At 70.9% G+C, this 16,496-nt stretch carries 15 protein-coding genes and 1 riboswitch; of the genes, 6 read left to right on the top strand and 9 right to left on the bottom strand.

Annotated elements, in window-relative coordinates:
- Positions 1-82: 82 nt before the first annotated feature.
- The 6 genes from OG965_RS29075 (at position 83) to OG965_RS29050 (ending at position 6,218) form a co-directional block, all read left to right on the top strand.
- Positions 83-574, top strand: a complete 492-nt coding sequence (locus OG965_RS29075) for an Lrp/AsnC family transcriptional regulator (protein WP_190091075.1) — start codon at positions 83-85, stop codon at positions 572-574.
- Positions 559-1,938, top strand: coding sequence for an aspartate aminotransferase family protein (locus tag OG965_RS29070; RefSeq protein ID WP_371654991.1), 1,380 nt, complete (start codon positions 559-561; stop codon positions 1,936-1,938). Before OG965_RS29075 ends, OG965_RS29070 begins: the two co-directional genes overlap by 16 nt.
- A gap of 199 nt (positions 1,939-2,137) precedes the next feature.
- On the top strand, positions 2,138-2,875 hold the full coding sequence (locus OG965_RS29065; protein WP_371654990.1) for an ABC transporter ATP-binding protein: 738 nt from the start codon (positions 2,138-2,140) through the stop codon (positions 2,873-2,875).
- A complete protein-coding gene (locus tag OG965_RS29060; protein ID WP_371654989.1) occupies positions 2,857-4,014 on the top strand; it encodes a hypothetical protein in 1,158 nt (385 codons plus the stop codon). The genes OG965_RS29065 and OG965_RS29060 overlap by 19 nt, the downstream gene beginning before the upstream one ends.
- 45 nt (positions 4,015-4,059) lie before the next feature.
- Entirely contained in the window at positions 4,060-5,181 is a 1,122-nt protein-coding gene (locus OG965_RS29055; protein ID WP_371654988.1) for an LOG family protein, read from the top strand.
- Between the two features lie 104 nt (positions 5,182-5,285).
- A complete protein-coding gene (locus OG965_RS29050; RefSeq protein WP_371654987.1) occupies positions 5,286-6,218 on the top strand; it encodes a hypothetical protein in 933 nt (310 codons plus the stop codon).
- A gap of 224 nt (positions 6,219-6,442) precedes the next feature.
- Here the strand turns inward: OG965_RS29050 and OG965_RS29045 are convergent, their stop codons facing one another.
- The 9 genes from OG965_RS29045 to rpsB all read right to left on the bottom strand — a co-directional run bounded on the left by OG965_RS29045 (position 6,443) and on the right by rpsB (position 16,262).
- Positions 6,443-7,462 (bottom strand): ABC transporter ATP-binding protein, encoded by a 1,020-nt coding sequence (locus OG965_RS29045; protein WP_371654986.1) that lies wholly within the window; start codon positions 7,460-7,462, stop codon positions 6,443-6,445.
- Positions 7,462-9,087, bottom strand: a complete 1,626-nt coding sequence (locus OG965_RS29040; protein ID WP_371657094.1) for an ABC transporter permease — start codon at positions 9,085-9,087, stop codon at positions 7,462-7,464. The genes OG965_RS29045 and OG965_RS29040 overlap by 1 nt, the downstream gene beginning before the upstream one ends.
- Positions 9,088-9,125: 38 nt before the next feature.
- On the bottom strand, positions 9,126-10,223 hold the full coding sequence (locus OG965_RS29035) for a thiamine ABC transporter substrate binding subunit (RefSeq protein WP_371654985.1): 1,098 nt from the start codon (positions 10,221-10,223) through the stop codon (positions 9,126-9,128).
- A gap of 76 nt (positions 10,224-10,299) precedes the next feature.
- A riboswitch (TPP riboswitch) is annotated at positions 10,300-10,409 on the bottom strand.
- A gap of 18 nt (positions 10,410-10,427) precedes the next feature.
- Positions 10,428-11,534: a 23S rRNA (adenine(2503)-C(2))-methyltransferase RlmN gene (rlmN, locus tag OG965_RS29030; protein WP_371654984.1), complete on the bottom strand. Its 1,107-nt coding sequence runs from the start codon at positions 11,532-11,534 to the stop codon at positions 10,428-10,430.
- A gap of 103 nt (positions 11,535-11,637) precedes the next feature.
- Entirely contained in the window at positions 11,638-12,756 is a 1,119-nt protein-coding gene (locus OG965_RS29025; protein WP_371654983.1) for a phosphatidate cytidylyltransferase, read from the bottom strand.
- Entirely contained in the window at positions 12,756-13,313 is a 558-nt protein-coding gene (gene frr, locus OG965_RS29020; RefSeq protein ID WP_101392626.1) for a ribosome recycling factor, read from the bottom strand. The genes OG965_RS29025 and frr overlap by 1 nt, the downstream gene beginning before the upstream one ends.
- Positions 13,314-13,433: 120 nt before the next feature.
- On the bottom strand, positions 13,434-14,213 hold the full coding sequence (pyrH, locus tag OG965_RS29015) for a UMP kinase (RefSeq protein WP_067164809.1): 780 nt from the start codon (positions 14,211-14,213) through the stop codon (positions 13,434-13,436).
- A 159-nt stretch (positions 14,214-14,372) separates the two neighbouring features.
- Positions 14,373-15,209 (bottom strand): translation elongation factor Ts, encoded by an 837-nt coding sequence (gene tsf / locus OG965_RS29010; protein WP_371654982.1) that lies wholly within the window; start codon positions 15,207-15,209, stop codon positions 14,373-14,375.
- A 120-nt stretch (positions 15,210-15,329) separates the two neighbouring features.
- A complete protein-coding gene (gene rpsB / locus OG965_RS29005) occupies positions 15,330-16,262 on the bottom strand; it encodes a 30S ribosomal protein S2 (protein WP_371654981.1) in 933 nt (310 codons plus the stop codon).
- Between the last annotated feature and the right edge of the window lie 234 nt (positions 16,263-16,496).

Raw genomic sequence — 16,496 nt, 5'->3', positions numbered from 1 at the left:
TTCAGTGCTTCTGAGGTCACAGAACAACGAATTTCATCGCTTTGGGGTTGCGGGACAGACGAGTCGGGTGCACAGTGGCTCCGTGGCCAGTCGAAGCGCAGACCCCAGGACCGGGAACGGATCGTCCCCGTCGATCGATGCCGTGTCCCTGGCGATCATCGAGCAGCTCCAGGAAGACGGGCGTCGCCCGTACGCCGCGATCGGCAAGGCCGTCGGCCTGTCCGAGGCGGCCGTACGCCAGCGCGTGCAGAAGCTGCTCGACCAGGGCGTGATGCAGATCGTCGCCGTCACCGACCCCCTCACCGTGGGGTTCCGGCGCCAGGCGATGGTCGGCATCAATGTCGAGGGAGACCTCGACCCCGTCGCCGAGGCGCTGACAGCCATGGCCGAGTGCGAGTACGTGGTGATGACAGCGGGCTCCTTCGACCTGATGGTGGAGGTCGTCTGCGAGGACGACGACCACCTGCTGGACGTCATCAACAAGCGGATCCGCGCCCTCCCCGGCGTGCGCTCCACCGAGAGCTTCGTCTACCTCAAGTTGAAGAAGCAGACCTATATGTGGGGAACCCGATAGCCGTGAGCAAGGACCTGAGCCAGACCGCCTACGACCACCTGTGGATGCACTTCACCCGCATGTCGTCGTACGAGAACGCGCCCGTTCCCACCATCGTGCGGGGCGAGGGCACCTACATCTACGACGACAAGGGCAAGAAGTACCTCGACGGTCTCTCCGGCCTGTTCGTCGTCAACGCCGGCCACGGCCGCCACGAGCTCGCCGAGACCGCCTACAAGCAGGCGCAGGAGCTGGCCTTCTTCCCGGTGTGGTCCTACGCCCACCCCAAGGCGGTGGAGCTGGCGGAACGTCTCGCCAACTACGCCCCGGGCGACCTCAACAAGGTCTTCTTCACCACCGGCGGCGGCGAGGCCGTCGAGACCGCCTGGAAGCTGGCGAAGCAGTACCACAAGCTCACCGGCAACCACACGAAGTACAAGGTCATCTCGCGCGCGGTCGCCTACCACGGCACCCCGCAGGGCGCCCTGTCCATCACCGGTCTGCCCGCGCTGAAGGCCCCCTTCGAGCCGCTGGTCCCCGGCGCGCACAAGGTGCCGAACACCAACATCTACCGCGCCTCGATCCACGCCGACGACCCGGTGGCCTTCGGCCGCTGGGCCGCCGACCAGATCGAGCAGGAGATCCTCTTCGAGGGCCCCGAGACGGTCGCGGCGGTCTTCCTTGAGCCCGTGCAGAACGCGGGCGGCTGCTTCCCGCCCCCGCCCGGCTACTTCCAGCGGGTCCGCGAGATCTGCGACAAGTACGACGTGCTGCTCGTCTCCGACGAGGTCATCTGCGCCTTCGGCCGCCTGGGCACGATGTTCGCGTGCGACAAGTTCGACTACGTACCGGACATGATCACCTGCGCCAAGGGCATGACCTCGGGCTACTCCCCGATCGGCGCCTGCATCATCTCCGACAAGCTCGCGGAGCCGTTCTACAAGGGCGACAACACCTTCCTGCACGGCTACACCTTCGGCGGCCACCCGGTCTCGGCCGCGGTCGGTCTCGCCAACCTCGACATCTTCGAGCGCGAGGGCCTCAACCAGCACGTGCTCGACAACGAGGGCGCCTTCTTCGACACCCTCAAGAAGCTCCACGACCTGCCGATAGTCGGCGACGTCCGCGGCAACGGCTTCTTCTACGGCATCGAGCTGGTGAAGGACAAGGTCACCAAGGAGACCTTCACCGACGAGGAGACCGAGCGCGTCCTGTACGGCTTCCTCTCCAAGGCGCTGTACGACAACGGCCTGTACTGCCGCGCCGACGACCGGGGCGACCCGGTGGTCCAGCTGGCCCCGCCGCTGATCTCCAACCAGGAGACCTTCGACGAGATCGAGGGCATCCTGCGCCAGGTCCTGACGGAGGCCTGGACGAAGCTGTAGCCGTCCCCCGGATCGTCTTTGCGATTCGTCTGAACGCACCGGCCCGGTGGCGCCCATCCGAGTGAGATGGGCGCCACCGGGCCGCGTGCTGTCAAGGCCGGAGCGTACGAGTCCCTACGGTGCCCAGTGACCGATCGGCCCTGCCTTCGTTCCCCCGTACGGGGGAACAGGAAATCTGATCTGAACCGAGGTGTACGCCATGGTGGCCCCGCCGGACAACGATGTGCTCTGGGGACGTTCCCTGCATCACTCCCACGGCGGCTCGCCCGCCCTGACCGGAGTCTCCCTCGGGATCCGCGAGGGCGAGATCCTGGCCGTCGGGGGCCCGCGCGGCAGCGGCAAGACGACCCTGCTGCGCTGTCTGTCCGGCCAGCTCGTGCCCGACCAGGGCGAGGTGTGGTTCAACAGCGCCCCCGTCCACACCATGGGAGCGCTCTCGCGCGAGCGGCTGCGCCGGGACCGGTTCGGCTGGATCGACCCGGAGCCGACCCTGGTGCCCGAGCTCAACGCCTGGGAGAACGCGGCGCTGCCCCTGCTGCTGCGCGGCATCTCGCACCGCACCGCCAAGAAGGCCGCCCTGGAGTGGCTGGAGCGGCTCGACATCGGCGCCTGCGCCCGCCGCCGCCCGCACGCCCTGCTCACCGCGCAGCGCCAGCGCGTGGCGATCGCCCGTGCCCTGGTCACCTCGCCCGCGGTGCTCTTCGCGGACGAGCCGACCGCGACCCTGCACCGCGCCGACCGCGCCCAGGTGCTGCGCACCCTGACGGCCGCGGCCCGCTCGCACGCCATCACCACGGTCCTGGCCACCCATGACGCGGAGGTCGCGGCGCTCGCCGACCGCACGGTGTGGCTGCTCGACGGACGCCGGGTCAACTCCGTCGGGCACGCCGGGGCCCCCGACGCGGAGGGCCGCGCCACGTGCTCGCTCTCCGTCTAGCCCGCGGCACCCACCCGCTGGTCCTGCTGCGCCGCCTCCTGGTGGCCGCGGCCTCGGCGGGGGTCGGCTTCCTGCTCCTGTGCACCCTGGGCCACGCGGTGGCGCACCCCGGCGGTTCGGTGCTGCGGCTGCTGTGGTGCGCGGTGCCGCTCGCCGCGACCGTCCACTTCGCGGTCGCCGTGGCCCGTACGGACCCGAGCACCCGCCCGCGCCCCGGGCTCTCCGCGGTGGGCCTGGGCCCCGCGCGGCTCACCGCGATCGCGGCGGCGTCGACGGCGGTGGCCTGCACGCTCGGCTCGACGGTCGCCCTGCTCGTCTACCTCCATCTGCGCGGCGACATCACCGGGCTGCCCTTCGACGGCGCGGCGGCCGGGCTGCTCGCCGCCGACCGGCCGCTGCCGCTGGCCGCGGCCCTCACCCTGCTCTGCGTACTGCCGCTGACCGCGTCGGCGGCGGCCGGGCTCGCCCTGCGCCCCCGCAAGGAGCCGCCCCGGCCCCGGCCGACCGGCGCGGAACGGCCCCCGGCGTCCGTCCCGGCGGGCCTGCCGTGGGGGATCACCCTGATCACGGCGGGCCTGGCGATGGAGTCGTTCGCGAGCCGGGGCACCCCGGGCTCCGCGATCCCCATGCCTGGCCACCCCGACAGCAGCCCCGCCGGAGTGCTGGCCGGCTGGATCCTCACCGCGCTGGGCCTCGCGGTGGCGGGCCCGGCCCTGACCCATCTGTGCGGCCGGCTGCTCCAGGCGGCGCGCCCGGGGGCGGCCCGACTCCTTGCGGGGCGCGTCCTGATGGAGGAGGCCCGCCGCATCGGACGTCCGCTGGGCGTGGTGTGCGCGGTGGCCTCGGCCACGATCGCGGCCGCCACGCTGTACGGCGACGAGGCGGGCCCGCACCCCTTCGGCCCGCTCACCGGCCTGGGCGCGGCGCTGGTGACGGGGTGCACGGTGGCGACGCTGCTGACGGCTGCCCTGGAGTCCAAGCACGCCCGCGGCGAGACGACGGCGGCGCTGCTGCGCCTGGGCACCCCGGCCAAGTTGCTGCGCGCCTCGGCCGCCCTGCGCGCGGCGGCGGTCCTGGCCCTGTTCGGCCCGGTGACCTGGGGGATCGCCGAGCTCGCGGCGCTGCCCCTGACGGGCTGAGCCCCGGCCACGATAAGCCGTCCCGGTACGGCCTATCGTGGCCGGATGGCCAGTGAAGACTTTCAGCGGGTTCCGAGCGCGCGGGACCGGGAGATCGAGTCCGTCGCCGAGTTCGACGAGGTCGTCGCGGGCGGGACGCTGGTCGGACACCGCCTGCAGTCCCTCGATCTGACGGACCGTACGTTCGCGCTCCTGTCCACCGACACCGCGGGCGCCGTCTTCCTCGGCTGCCGGATGGAGCCGGACGCCACCGCCAAGGTGCGCGCCGACGGGGCGCTGGTCTTCCCGCCCGTGCCCGATCTGCCCTTCGACCCGTACCGGGGCCTGCTCTACACCCCCGACGAGCTGTTCGAGGACCTCGACGCCGGCTACGAGCACACGCCCGACGCCCGCTCGTACGCCTGGTTCCAGCGCGCCAAGTCGGACGGCGACGTCTTCGCGTCGATGCTCCGCTCGATCCACGACGACTCGGTCTCGGACGCGCTCGACGAGTTCCTGGCCGGGGCGCGGGTCGTGGGCGTGATGGGCGGGCACGCGATGGGCCGGGGCAGCGAGGCGTACGCCGGGGCCGCCCGGCTCGGCCGCACGCTGGCCCGGGCCGGGTTCACCGTCGCCACGGGCGGCGGGCCCGGCGCGATGGAGGCCGCGAACCTGGGCGCCTACACGGCGCCGTTCACGGACGCCGTGCTCGGCGAGGCGCTGGAACTGCTCGCCAAGGCGCCGTCCTTCGCGCCGTCCGTCTCGGACTGGGCGCGGGCGGCCTTCGAGGTGCGCGGGCGCCACCCCGGGGGCGGGGTGTCGGTGGGCATCCCCACCTGGTTCTACGGCCACGAGCCGCCGAACGCGTTCGCCGGCCACATCGCCAAGTACTTCGCCAACGCCACCCGCGAGGACGGCCTGCTCGCCCGCTCCAACGCGGGCGTGGTGTTCCTGCCGGGCGCGGCCGGGACCGTACAGGAGATCTTCGACAACGCGACCCCGAACTACTACGGGTCGCGGGGCGAGCCGACGCCGATGGTGCTGGTCGACCGGGCGCACTGGACGGAGCGGCTGCCCGCGTGGCCGCTGCTCCAGGCGCTCGCGCAGGACCGCCCGATGGCGGCGCGGATCGCGCTGGTGGACTCGGTGGACGAGGCGGCGGCGGAGCTGGCACGCCTGTCGGCGTGAGCGGCGACGCATAGATCACACCAGGCAACGCGGGGCGGTCCGCGCACGTCTGCTGCTGAGGAGCGGAATCGTGCTCCTGTTGATCCCCTGGAACGGAGCTTTTGGTGCTGATCGGCCTACTCACCGCGATCGCGGCCTCGATCTGCTACGGCACGGGCTCGGTCCTGCAAGCCGTCGGATCCCGTAAGTCCGCGCGCCGCGAGGCGGCCGCGACGGCCCGTACCCAGCACGGCGGCCCGAGCCTGTCGTCCACCGCGAAGGCGGCGATGACCTGGGAATTCATGGTGGGCACGGTGCTGGACTTCGTCGGCTTCGGCCTGGGCGCCCTGGCCGCCCGCCTGCTCCCCCTCTTCCTCTCCCAGACGGTGATCAGCGCGAACCTGGTGATCACGGCGGTGCTGAGCGTCAAGCTCCTCGGCATCCGGCTGAGCCGGGCCGAGTGGGGCTCCATCGCGGTGGTCTGCTCCGCCCTGGTGCTGCTGGCCACGGCGGCGGGCGCGGAGGGCGGCGGCCACACGTCCCTCGCCACGCACTGGTGGCTGCTGGTGGTGTCGGTGCTGCTGATGGCGGGCGGCGCGGTGGCGGTACGCCTCCTCGGCGCCCGCGCCGCGATCCTGGCGGGCCTGCTGTCCGGCCTCGGCTTCGGCGCGCTGGGGGTCGGGGTCCGCGTCCTGAACGGCGTCGACCCCTTCGACCTGGGCCGCCTGCTCTCGGACCCCGCGCTCTACGCGATCCTGGTGGCGGGGGTCGGCGGGATGTACCTGCACACGGTGGCGCTCCAGATCGGCTCGGTCAACGGGGCGACGGCGGCGCTGGTGGTCGGGGAGACGGTTCTGCCGGGCGCGATCGGCGTCCTCTGGCTGGGCGACGCGTCCCGGGCGGGATTCGCGTGGATGGCGGTACTGGGCTTCGTCCTGGCGGTGGCGGGGGCGGTGGGGGTGGCCTGGTTCGGGGCGGAACCGGAGGGTGCGGGTGCGGGTGAGGCCGGGCGGGAGTTCTCCCCCACCCCGCCCCTTCCCGAGACCCTCCGGGGGTGAGGGGGGAAGGTTTTTCCTGGGGGCTTCGCCCCCAGACCCCCGGGCGGGGCCTGCGGCCCCTGCACCCCGCTTCGGGGCTCCGCCCCGGACCCCGCTCCTCAAACGCCGGAGGGGCTGATTTTGCCCAGGCCCCTTTAGGGGCGCGGGGAACTGCGCGACCAGCCCCCACCGAACCCGCAGACAAACAAGAGGGTCCGGGGGGCGCAGCCCCGGCGGGGAGGGGCTCAACCCTCCAGAACCACAACCTCCGCCCCCACAAACCCCACCCCCACCAACTCCCCCACCCCCACCGCGTCCCGCACCCCGCACTCCGCCTCCAACAGCGGACCGGAGCGAGGGCGCAGGCGCAGGGCGACGTGGTTGCCCCGGAACGTGCGGGCCAGGACCTCGCACTCCAGACCCTCCTCGGCCGGGAGCAGCCGGACCCCCGCCGGGCGGACGAGGAGGCGTACGGACCCCTGCGGCGAGCCCGCCGGCACCGGCACCTTGCCCCACTCCGTCGACGCCACCGACCCCGACACCGTCGCCGCGACCACGTTCTCGAAGCCGAGGAAACGCGCCACGAACTCCGAGGCCGGCCGCTGCCAGACGTCGAGCGGCGTACCGGTCTGGGCGATGCGGCCGTCCCGCATCACCACGACCCGGTCGGCGAGCGCGAACGCCTCGCTCTGGTCGTGCGTGACGGCGAGCACGGTCGTGCCCAACCGGCCGAACATGGAACGCAGTTCGACCACCAACCGCTCCCGCAGCGTACGGTCCAGCTGGCCCAGCGGCTCGTCCAGCATCAGCAGCCGCGGCGAGGGCGCGAGCGCGCGTGCGAGGGCGACGCGCTGCTGCTCGCCGCCGGAGAGCGCCCCGACCGCCCGCCGCCCCGCCCCGGGCAGCCCCACGAGCTCCAGCAACTCCTCGACCCTGGCGGCCTGTTGGGCTCGCGGCACACCGCGCATGCGCAGGCCGAAGGACACGTTCCCGGCGACGTCCCGCTGCGGGAACAGCTGGTGGTCCTGGAACATCAGGCCCACGCCCCGCCGGTGCACGGGCACACTCGTCTGGTCCGCGCCCGCGAGCAGCACCCGCCCCGCGTCGGCCGGCTGGAGCCCGGCCACCACTCGCAGCAGCGTGGACTTGCCGCTGCCGCTGGGCCCGAGCACGCACACCGTCTCGTGCTCGGCGACCTCCAGGTCGACCGCGTCGAGCGCGGCCCGCTCGCCGAACCGGACCGTCACCCCGTCGAGCTTCAGCATCAGAATTCTCCGGTCCGGTCCGTACGAAGGTGTTCGAGGAGCAGCAGGGACAGGGCGCACACCACCATCAGGATCGTGCTGAGTGCCATCGCCTGGCCGTAGTTGAGGTCCCCGGCCCGGCCGAGCAGGCGCGCCACCGCGACCGGCAGGGTGGGGCGGTCGGGGCGGGCGATGAACACGGTCGCACCGAACTCCCCGAGCGAGACCGCGAACGCGAAGCCCGCAGCGATCAGCAGCGCCCGCCGCACCAGCGGCAGGTCCACCTCCCGCCAGACCCTGAGCGGCGAGGCGCCGAGCACGGCGGCCGCCTCGCGCAGCCGTCCGTCGACCGCGCGCAGTACGGGAAGCATGGTCCGTACGACGAAGGGCACACCCACCAGCGCCTGGGCCAGCGGCACCAGGATCCAGGAGGTGCGCAGGTCCAGCGGCGGCCGGTCCAGGGTGATCAGGAAGCCGAAGCCGACGGTGACGGCGGAGACCCCGAGCGGCAGCATCAGGAGCGCGTCGAAGCCTCGGACCAGGCGTCCTCCGCGGCGGGTGAGGGCCGCGGCCGCCAGTCCGCCGACGACCACCGCGATCCCGGTCGCGGCCAGCGCGTACTGCACGGAGTTCCACACCGCCTCCAGCGGCGGCACCAGGAACGTTCCGCCCGCCCCCACCGACTGGAGGGAGCGGAAGTAGCCGAAGCCGTAGCCGTCGGGGGTGTCCAGGGAGCGGGCGACCAGCACGCCCAGCGGCAGCAGGATCAGTACGGCCACCACGGCCAGCACCGCCGCGAGCAGCGTCCACTGTCCCGCGCCGCGCGGGCGCCGGGCCGTGCGCGCGGGGTCGACGAGCTTCAGGGCGCTCTCGCGCCGCCGTACCGTCCAGGCGTGCACGGCGAGGACCGCGCCGACCGCGGCGAACTGGACGAGGGTCAGGACCGCGGCGGTGGGCAGGTCGAGGAGCTGGGCGGTCTGGCGGTAGATCTCCACTTCGAGCGTGGAGAAGGTGGGGCCGCCGAGGATCTGCACGACGCCGAACGAGGTGAACGTGAAGAGGAAGACCATCAGGGCGGCGGCCGCCACGGCGGGCCCGAGCGCGGGCAGGGTCACCGTGCGCCACGCCGCGAACCGGGAGGCGCCGAGGACCCGGGCGGCTTCCTCCTGGCGCGGGTCGAGCTGTGCCCACAGGCCGCCGACGGTCCGTACGACGACCGCGTAGTTGAAGAAGACATGCGCGAGCAGGATCGCCCACACCGTGGTGTCGAGCCGTACGCCCCACAGCTCGTCAAGGAGCCCGCCCCGGCCGAGCAGCGCCAGGAAGGCGGTGCCGACGACGACGGTGGGCAGCACGAAGGGGACCGTGACCACGGCCCGCAGCAGCTGGCGGCCGGGGAAGTCGAAGCGCGCGAAGACGTACGCGCCGGGCAGCGCGATCAGCAGGGTGAGCGCGGTGGAGGCGAGCGCCTGCCAGGTGGTGAACCACAGGACGTGCCCGATGTCCGGGTCGGTGATCACCTCGCCGATCCGGCCGAGGTGCCAGACGCCGTCGACGCGCAGCCCGCGGCCGACGATCGCGGCCACGGGCCAGGCGAAGAAGAGCGCGAAGAACGCGAGCGGCAGGGCCATCAGGCCGAGCCGCACCGCGTTCGCGCGCACCCTCTTCGCGCCGGGCGTGCGGCTTACTTCAGCACGAGCGAGGACCACGACTTGACCCACTGCTCACGGTTCTTGGAGATCTTCTCCGGAGCGACGTCGTGCGTTTCGGTGACCGTGGCGCCGAACTTGGTGAACAGCTCGGGCAGCTTGGCGTCCTTGAGCACCGGGTTCACGAACATGTTGAGCGGCATGTCCTCCTGGAACTTCTTGGAGATCAGGAAGTCGAGGAGCGCCTTGCCGCCCGCCTCGTTCTTGGCGCCCTTGAGGAGCCCGGCGAACTCGGTCTGGCGGAAGCAGGTGCCGGTGGCGACGCCGGTGGGGGCCTCGGTGGGCTGCGGCTTGGCGTACAGGACCTCGACGGGCGGGCTGGAGGCGTAGGAGACGACCAGCGGGCGGTCGCCCTTGGCCTTCTTGCCGCCGGCCGAGCCGGAGAAGTCCTGGTTGTAGGCCTGCTCCCAGCCGTCGACGACCTTGACGCCGTTGTCCTTGAGCTTCTTCCAGTAGTCCTGCCAGCCGTCGTCGCCGTACTGGGCGGCGCTGCCGAGCAGGAAGCCCAGGCCCGGCGAGGAGGTCGCCGCGTTCTCGGTGACCAGCAGGTTCTTGTACTCGGGCTTGATCAGGTCGGCGAAGGAGCTCGGCGGGCTGAGCTTCTTGTCCGCGAAGTACTTCTTGTCGTAGTTGACGCAGATGTCGCCGGTGTCGATCGGCGTGACCCGGTGCCTGCCCTGGTCGAGCTGGACGGCCGCGGGGACGGCGGCGAGGCCCTTCGCCTCGTACGGGGTGAAGATCCCGTTGTCGAGGGCGCGCGAGAGCAGGGTGTTGTCGACGCCGAAGAAGACGTCGCCGCGCGGGGAACCCTTGGTGAGGATCTCCTGGTTGAGCGCCGCGCCCGCGTCGCCGCTCTTGAGGACCTTGACCGTGTAGCCGGTCTGCGCGGTGAACTCCTTGAGCACCGCGTCGGAGGCGGCGAACGAGTCGTGGCTGACCAGCGTGACGGTCTTGGACATGGTGCCGCCGTCGGACTTGCCGGCGCCGTCGTCCTTGCCGCCGCACGCGGCGAGCGTACTGACCCCGAGGGCGGCGGCGAGCGCGCCGGCCGCCAACTTCTTCGTACTGCGCATGGTTGTGGATCCTCCTGGTGGGACCAGGAAGAGACGCGGCCCTGCTCACCGGGCGGCGGCGAGCAGGGCGCAACAGCTTGAGTGATGACCGAACTTCCTACCCAGAATGACCTGGGCAAGGTTCAGAGGGTCTGCGACCTGACGGTGTCGCACTCTCAGCGCTGTGGCGCTCCCCTGTCGGAATATGCAAATTTCGAGCCCAGACTACCTCTCGGACGCGGCGAGCTGTCCGCACGCTCCGTCGATCTCCTGGCCACGGGTGTCCCGGACGGTGACCGGCACCCCGTGGGCGGCGATGGCCTCGACGAACGCCTTCTCGTCCTCGGGGCGCGAGGCGGTCCACTTCGAGCCCGGCGTCGGGTTCAGCGGGATCAGGTTGACGTGGACGCGCTTGCCCTTGAGGAGGCGGCCGAGCAGGTCACCGCGCCAGGCCTGGTCGTTGATGTCGCGGATCAGTGCGTACTCGATCGAGATGCGGCGGCCGGACTTCTCCGCGTACTCCCACGCCGCGTCCAGGACCTCGCGGACCTTCCAGCGCGTGTTGACCGGGACCAGGGTGTCGCGCAGCTCGTCGTCCGGCGCGTGCAGCGACACGGCGAGGCGGCACTTGAAGCCCTCGTCGGCGAAGCGGTGCATGGCCGGGACCAGGCCGACGGTGGAGACGGTGATGCCGCGCTGGGACAGGCCCAGGCCGTCGGGCTCGGGGTCGGTGAGGCGGCGGATGGAGCCGACGACCCGCTTGTAGTTGGCGAGCGGCTCGCCCATGCCCATGAAGACGATGTTCGACAGGCGCGCCGGGCCGCCGGGGACCTCGCCGTCGCGCAGTGCGCGCATGCCGTCGACGATCTGGTGCACGATCTCGGCGGTCGACAGGTTGCGGTCCAGGCCCGCCTGGCCGGTCGCGCAGAACGGGCAGTTCATACCGCAGCCGGCCTGCGAGGAGATGCACATGGTCACCCGGTCGGGGTAGCGCATCAGGACCGACTCGACGAGCGTCCCGTCGTGCAGCCGCCACAGCGTCTTGCGGGTGGTGTCGTCGTCGCACGAGATGTGCCGCACCACCGACATCAGGTCCGGCAGCAGCTCCTCCTGGAGCCGGGTGCGCGCGGCCGCGGGGATGTCCGTCCACTCGGCCGGGTCGTGCGCGTACCGCGCGAAGTAGTGCTGCGAGAGCTGCTTGGCGCGGAACGGCTTCTCGCCGATCGCGGCGACAGCCTCTTTCCGCTCGGCGGGCGAGAGGTCGGCGAGGTGCCGCGGCGGCTTCTTGGCTCCGCGGGGGGCGACGAAAGTGAGTTCTCCGGGCTTCGGCATGGTCCCACCAGTGTCTCAGACATACGGAAAGGGGCTCGCCGTCCTGTGGACAACGAGCCCCCGACCGATGAAACAGCAGGTCAGCGCCTGGTGAAGCAGCCGGTCAGCTGCCGACGAAGGCGACCATCAACAGCCACACCACTGGTGCCGTAGGCAGCAAGGAGTCCAGGCGGTCCATGATGCCGCCGTGGCCGGGCAGCAGCGTGCCCATGTCCTTGATGCCGAGGTCCCGCTTGATCATCGACTCGCCGAGGTCGCCGAGCGTGGCGCTCGCCGCGACCGCGAGGCCGAGCAGCAGGCCCTGCCACCACTGGCCGTCGTCGATGAGGAACTGCATGCACACCGCGCCCGCCGCCATCGCGAACGTCACCGCGCCGAGCAGGCCCTCACGGGTCTTGCCGGGGCTGATGCGCGGCGCCAGCTTCGTCTTGCCGAAGCGCCAGCCGATGGCGTACGCGCCGGTGTCGCTGACCACGGTCAGCAGCAGGAAGACGAAGACCCGCCAGGGCCCGTCGTCGGCGGTCAGCATCATCGCGACGAACGTGGCCAGGAACGGCACGTAGAACGCCGCGAAGACACCCGCGGTGACGTCCTTGAGATAGCCCTCGGGCTTCTCCGTCATCCGCCACACCAGCACCGCGAGCGACGTGAGCGCCATCGCGACCCAGGCGCCTTCGGCACCGCGCGCGTAGCCGGCGACGACCATCGCCGCGCCGCCCACCGCGAGCGGCACCAGCGGCGCCTTGATGCCCTTGCGCTCGTCGAGCCGGGAGGTGAGCTCCCACAGGCCGACGACGACCGCCACCGCGATCACCCCGACGAAGACGGCCTTGACGACGAACAGCGACGCCAGGATCACCGCGCCGAGCCCGACGCCGACCCCTATCGCGGCCCGCAGGTCGCGCCCGGCCCGCTTCTTCTCCGGCTGCGCGGGCCGCTGCGGCTGCTGCGGAGTCGAAGGTGGTACCGAGCTGGGCATGGGCTCCTGCGGCGTCTCTTCGCGGAACAGGGGACCGCTCACCCGAGCGGCCCCCCGGTCACGTTGTTCGCGGTCTACGGCGTCTCTGCCCGCGTCTGGCACTGCGGGCGATCGGTGCGTCCGGGACGGGGCGTCATACGCATCGTAGGCAGCGCCCGCCGAAGGCACCTCCTGGGAAGGCCCCTGGTCGGACGGCCCCCAGTGCTCGGGGCGCGGCGGAGCCCCCCAGGAAGAGTCGTTCATCAGACTTCGAGCAGCTCTGCTTCCTTGTGCTTGAGCAGCTCGTCCACCTGCGCGACGTACTTCGCGGTGGTGTCGTCGAGCTCCTTCTCCGCACGGCGGACCTCGTCCTCGCCGGACTCCTTGTCCTTGACGAGCTTGTCGAGGGCGTCCTTGGCCTTGCGGCGCACGGAACGGATCGACACCTTGGAGTCCTCGGCCTTGGTCCGGGCGACCTTGATGTAGTCCCGGCGGCGCTCCTCCGTCAGCTCCGGGAACGTCACCCGGATGATGGAGCCGTCATTGCTCGGGTTGACGCCCAGGTCCGAGTCGCGGATCGCCTGCTCGATGTTGCGCAGCGCGCTCTTGTCGAACGGGGTCACCACGGCCATGCGCGGCTCGGGCACCGAGAACGAGGCCAGCTGGTTGATCGGCGTCAGCGCACCGTAGTAGTCAGCCACGATCTTGTTGAACATCGCCGGGTGCGCACGGCCGGTGCGAATCGCGGCGAAGTCCTCCTTGGCGACCACGACGGCCTTCTCCATCTTCTCCTCGGCTTCGAGGAGGATTTCTTCGATCACCACTTGCTCCTGCATGTCTTGAGTGGGCCGGGAGTGCTCCGTGGGGTGCTCAACGGCCCTGCGTAACCCGCGTCTTCCCCTGCACGGTGTCCGACCGTCAGGGGATTGTCCATCCCCCGGTCAGGCCCGGGTGCCCTGGTCGCTCACGAGCGTGCCGATCTTCTCACCCTTGACCGCGCGAGCGATATTGCCCTCGGCGAGCAGTTCGAAGACAAGGATGGGGAGGTTGTTGTCGCGGCAGAGGGTGATGGCCGTCATGTCCGCCACCTTCAGGTCGCGGGTGATGACCTCGCCGTACTCCAGCGCGTCGAACTTCACGGCGTCCGGGTTGACGCGGGGGTCGGAGTCGTAGACCCCGTCCACCCCGTTCTTGCCCATCAGCATGGCCTCGGCGTCGATCTCCAGGGCGCGCTGGGCGGCCGTGGTGTCGGTGGAGAAGTACGGCATGCCCATGCCCGCGCCGAAGATGACGACGCGTCCCTTCTCCAGGTGGCGCACCGCGCGCAGCGGGATGTACGGCTCCGCGACCTGGCCCATCGTGATGGCGGTCTGGACCCGGGAGTCGATGCCCTCCTTCTCCAGGAAGTCCTGGAGAGCGAGGCAGTTCATGACCGTGCCGAGCATGCCCATGTAGTCGGAGCGGGCCCGGTCCATGCCGCGCTGCTGGAGCTCGGCTCCACGGAAGAAGTTGCCGCCGCCGATGACGACGGCGATCTGCGCGCCGTCCCGTACGACATTGGCGATCTCGCGGGCGATGGCGTGCACGACGTCGGGGTCCACGCCGAGACCCCCTCCGCCGGCGAACGCCTCACCGGAGAGCTTCAGCATGAAGCGCCCGGTCACCTTGCCGTCGTCGCGCTTGTGGTCAGCCTGGGTGGCGGCGTCCGCGCCCTGATTCATGGGGATCTCCTCGTACACATACGAAGAAGGCCATTGCCGGTGGGTGCTGTGTCCCTGAGCGGCAATGGCCTCCTCGTCAGATCTGCGGTCGTCCGTCGCGAGCGCGGCCGACGACTGCCTCAGACCCTAGCGGGGTCTTCCGTCGATCGCTGAACGGACTCAGATGCCGACCTTGATGCGCGAGAAGCGCTTCAGGGTGACACCGGCCTCGTCCAGAACCTTCTGGACGGACTTCTTGTTGTCGAGCGCGTACGGCTGGCCAAGGAGCGTGGCGTCCTTGAAGAAGCCGTTGACGCGACCCTCGACGATCTTCGGGAGCGCGGCCTCGGGCTTGCCCTCGGCGCGCGTGGTCTCCTCGGCGACACGACGCTCGGTCTCGACGATCTCGGCCGGGACGTCCTCGCGGGACAGCCACTTCGGGGCGAACGCGGCGATGTGCTGCGCGATGCCCTTGGCGACGTCGGCGTCGGCCTTGTCCAGCTCGACCAGAACACCGATCTGCGGCGGCAGGTCGGGCATGGTGCGGTGCATGTACGCGAAGACGAAGCCGTCGCCGTACTGCGCGAAGCGGTCCAGGACGATCTTCTCGCCCAGGTTGGCGTTGGCCTCGTCGACGTACGCCTGGACGGTCTTGCCGGCCTCGATCTCGGAGGCGAGCAGCGCCTCCAGGTCGGCCGGGGAGGTCGCGGCGACGTGCGCGGCCAGCGCGGCGGCGGTGGCCTGGAACTTCTCGCCCTTGGCGACGAAGTCCGTCTCGCACTTCAGCTCAAGGATGACACCGGAGGTGTTGTCCTCGGCGATGAGGGAGACGACCGCACCGTTCTCGGCGGAACGGCCCTCGCGCTTGGCGACGCCCTTCTGGCCCTTGATGCGCAGCGCCTCGACGGCCTTGTCGACGTTGCCGTCGGCCTCGTCCAGCGCCTTCTTGCAGTCCATCATGCCGGCGCCGGTGAGCTCGCGGAGCTTCTTGACGTCAGCGGCGGTGTAGTTCGCCATGAGTCTGTGTTTCTCTCTCGAAGTCTGACTCGAAGTCTGAAAGATCTACGGGGCTACGGGGTGACGGCGGGGGCACAGCCTGTGCCCCCGCCGTCACCGCCGAAGCGAAGACCGTGAAGGTCAGGCCTGCTCGGCGTCCGCGGCCGGAGCCTCGTCGGCCGGGGCCTCAGCGGCCGGAGCCTCGGCAGCGGCCTCGGCCGGCTTCTCGGCCTCGGCGGCCGGAGCCTCGGCGGCAACGGCCTCGGCCGCGGGGGCCTCGGCGTCGTCGGCCTTCTTGTCACCCTCAAGCAGGTCGCGCTCCCACTCGGCGAGCGGCTCGCCAGCGGCCTTCTCGCCCGGCTTCGAGTCACCGGTGGCGACGCCGGAACGGGCGATCAGGCCCTCGGCGACGGCGTCGGCGATCACGCGGGTGAGCAGGGTGACGGAGCGGATCGCGTCGTCGTTGCCCGGGATCTTGTAGTCGACCTCGTCGGGGTCGCAGTTCGTGTCGAGGATCGCGACGACCGGGATGTGGAGCTTGCGCGCCTCACCGACGGCGATGTGCTCCTTCTTGGTGTCGACGATCCAGACGGCGCTGGGAACCTTCGACATCTCGCGGATACCACCGAGGGTCTTCTCCAGCTTGGCCTTCTCGCGCGAGAGGACCAGGAGCTCCTTCTTGGTGAGACCCGAGGCCGCGACGTCCTCGAAGTCGATCTGCTCAAGCTCCTTGAGGCGCTGCAGACGCTTGTAGACGGTGGAGAAGTTGGTCAGCATGCCGCCGAGCCAGCGCTGGTTCACGTAGGGCATGCCCACGCGAGTCGCCTGCTCCGCGATGGCTTCCTGAGCCTGCTTCTTCGTACCGACGAACATGATGGAGCCGCCGTGCGCGACGGTCTCCTTGACGAACTCGTAGGCGCGGTCGATGTACGACAGCGACTGGAGCAGGTCGATGATGTAGATGCCGTTGCGCTCGGTGAAGATGAAGCGCTTCATCTTCGGGTTCCAGCGACGGGTCTGGTGACCGAAGTGGACGCCGCTCTCCAGCAGCTCCCGCATCGTGACGACGGCCATGGCCGTACTCCTTGAGGTACTCGGTTATCGCGGCTGCCGGTCGGCTGCCGCGCCTGACGCCCCAATGCGCCGTGCCCCGCACCGTGTGACAGGTGAAGGACCGAGAGACGCGGCCGGTGGTCTGGACCATCGGCGGGGCGTGCGAAGTCGACCCGGTGACCCGGATCGCCACAAGAAGTGTACGGGACCCTCACCGTGCCGGGTGACGCCACTGTCCACAACCGGCTGGTTGTC

Source organism: Streptomyces sp. NBC_00224, assembly GCF_041435195.1.
In the GTDB taxonomy this organism is placed as follows: domain Bacteria; phylum Actinomycetota; class Actinomycetes; order Streptomycetales; family Streptomycetaceae; genus Streptomyces.
This window is presented reverse-complemented; position numbering and strand designations above follow the sequence as displayed.

Excerpts from the sequence above, each read along its gene's own strand:
- OG965_RS29065 (WP_371654990.1), top strand. The coding sequence starts at position 2,138 with ATGGTGGCCCCGCCGGACAACGATGTGCTCTGGGGACGTTCCCTGCAT.
- OG965_RS29055 (WP_371654988.1), top strand. The coding sequence starts at position 4,060 with ATGGCCAGTGAAGACTTTCAGCGGGTTCCGAGCGCGCGGGACCGGGAG.
- OG965_RS29045 (WP_371654986.1), bottom strand. The coding sequence starts at position 7,462 with ATGCTGAAGCTCGACGGGGTGACGGTCCGGTTCGGCGAGCGGGCCGCG.
- OG965_RS29035 (WP_371654985.1), bottom strand. The coding sequence starts at position 10,223 with ATGCGCAGTACGAAGAAGTTGGCGGCCGGCGCGCTCGCCGCCGCCCTC.
- rlmN (WP_371654984.1), bottom strand. The coding sequence starts at position 11,534 with ATGCCGAAGCCCGGAGAACTCACTTTCGTCGCCCCCCGCGGAGCCAAG.
- OG965_RS29025 (WP_371654983.1), bottom strand. The coding sequence starts at position 12,756 with ATGAACGACTCTTCCTGGGGGGCTCCGCCGCGCCCCGAGCACTGGGGG.
- pyrH (WP_067164809.1), bottom strand. The coding sequence starts at position 14,213 with ATGAATCAGGGCGCGGACGCCGCCACCCAGGCTGACCACAAGCGCGAC.
- tsf (WP_371654982.1), bottom strand. The coding sequence starts at position 15,209 with ATGGCGAACTACACCGCCGCTGACGTCAAGAAGCTCCGCGAGCTCACC.
- rpsB (WP_371654981.1), bottom strand. The coding sequence starts at position 16,262 with ATGGCCGTCGTCACGATGCGGGAGCTGCTGGAGAGCGGCGTCCACTTC.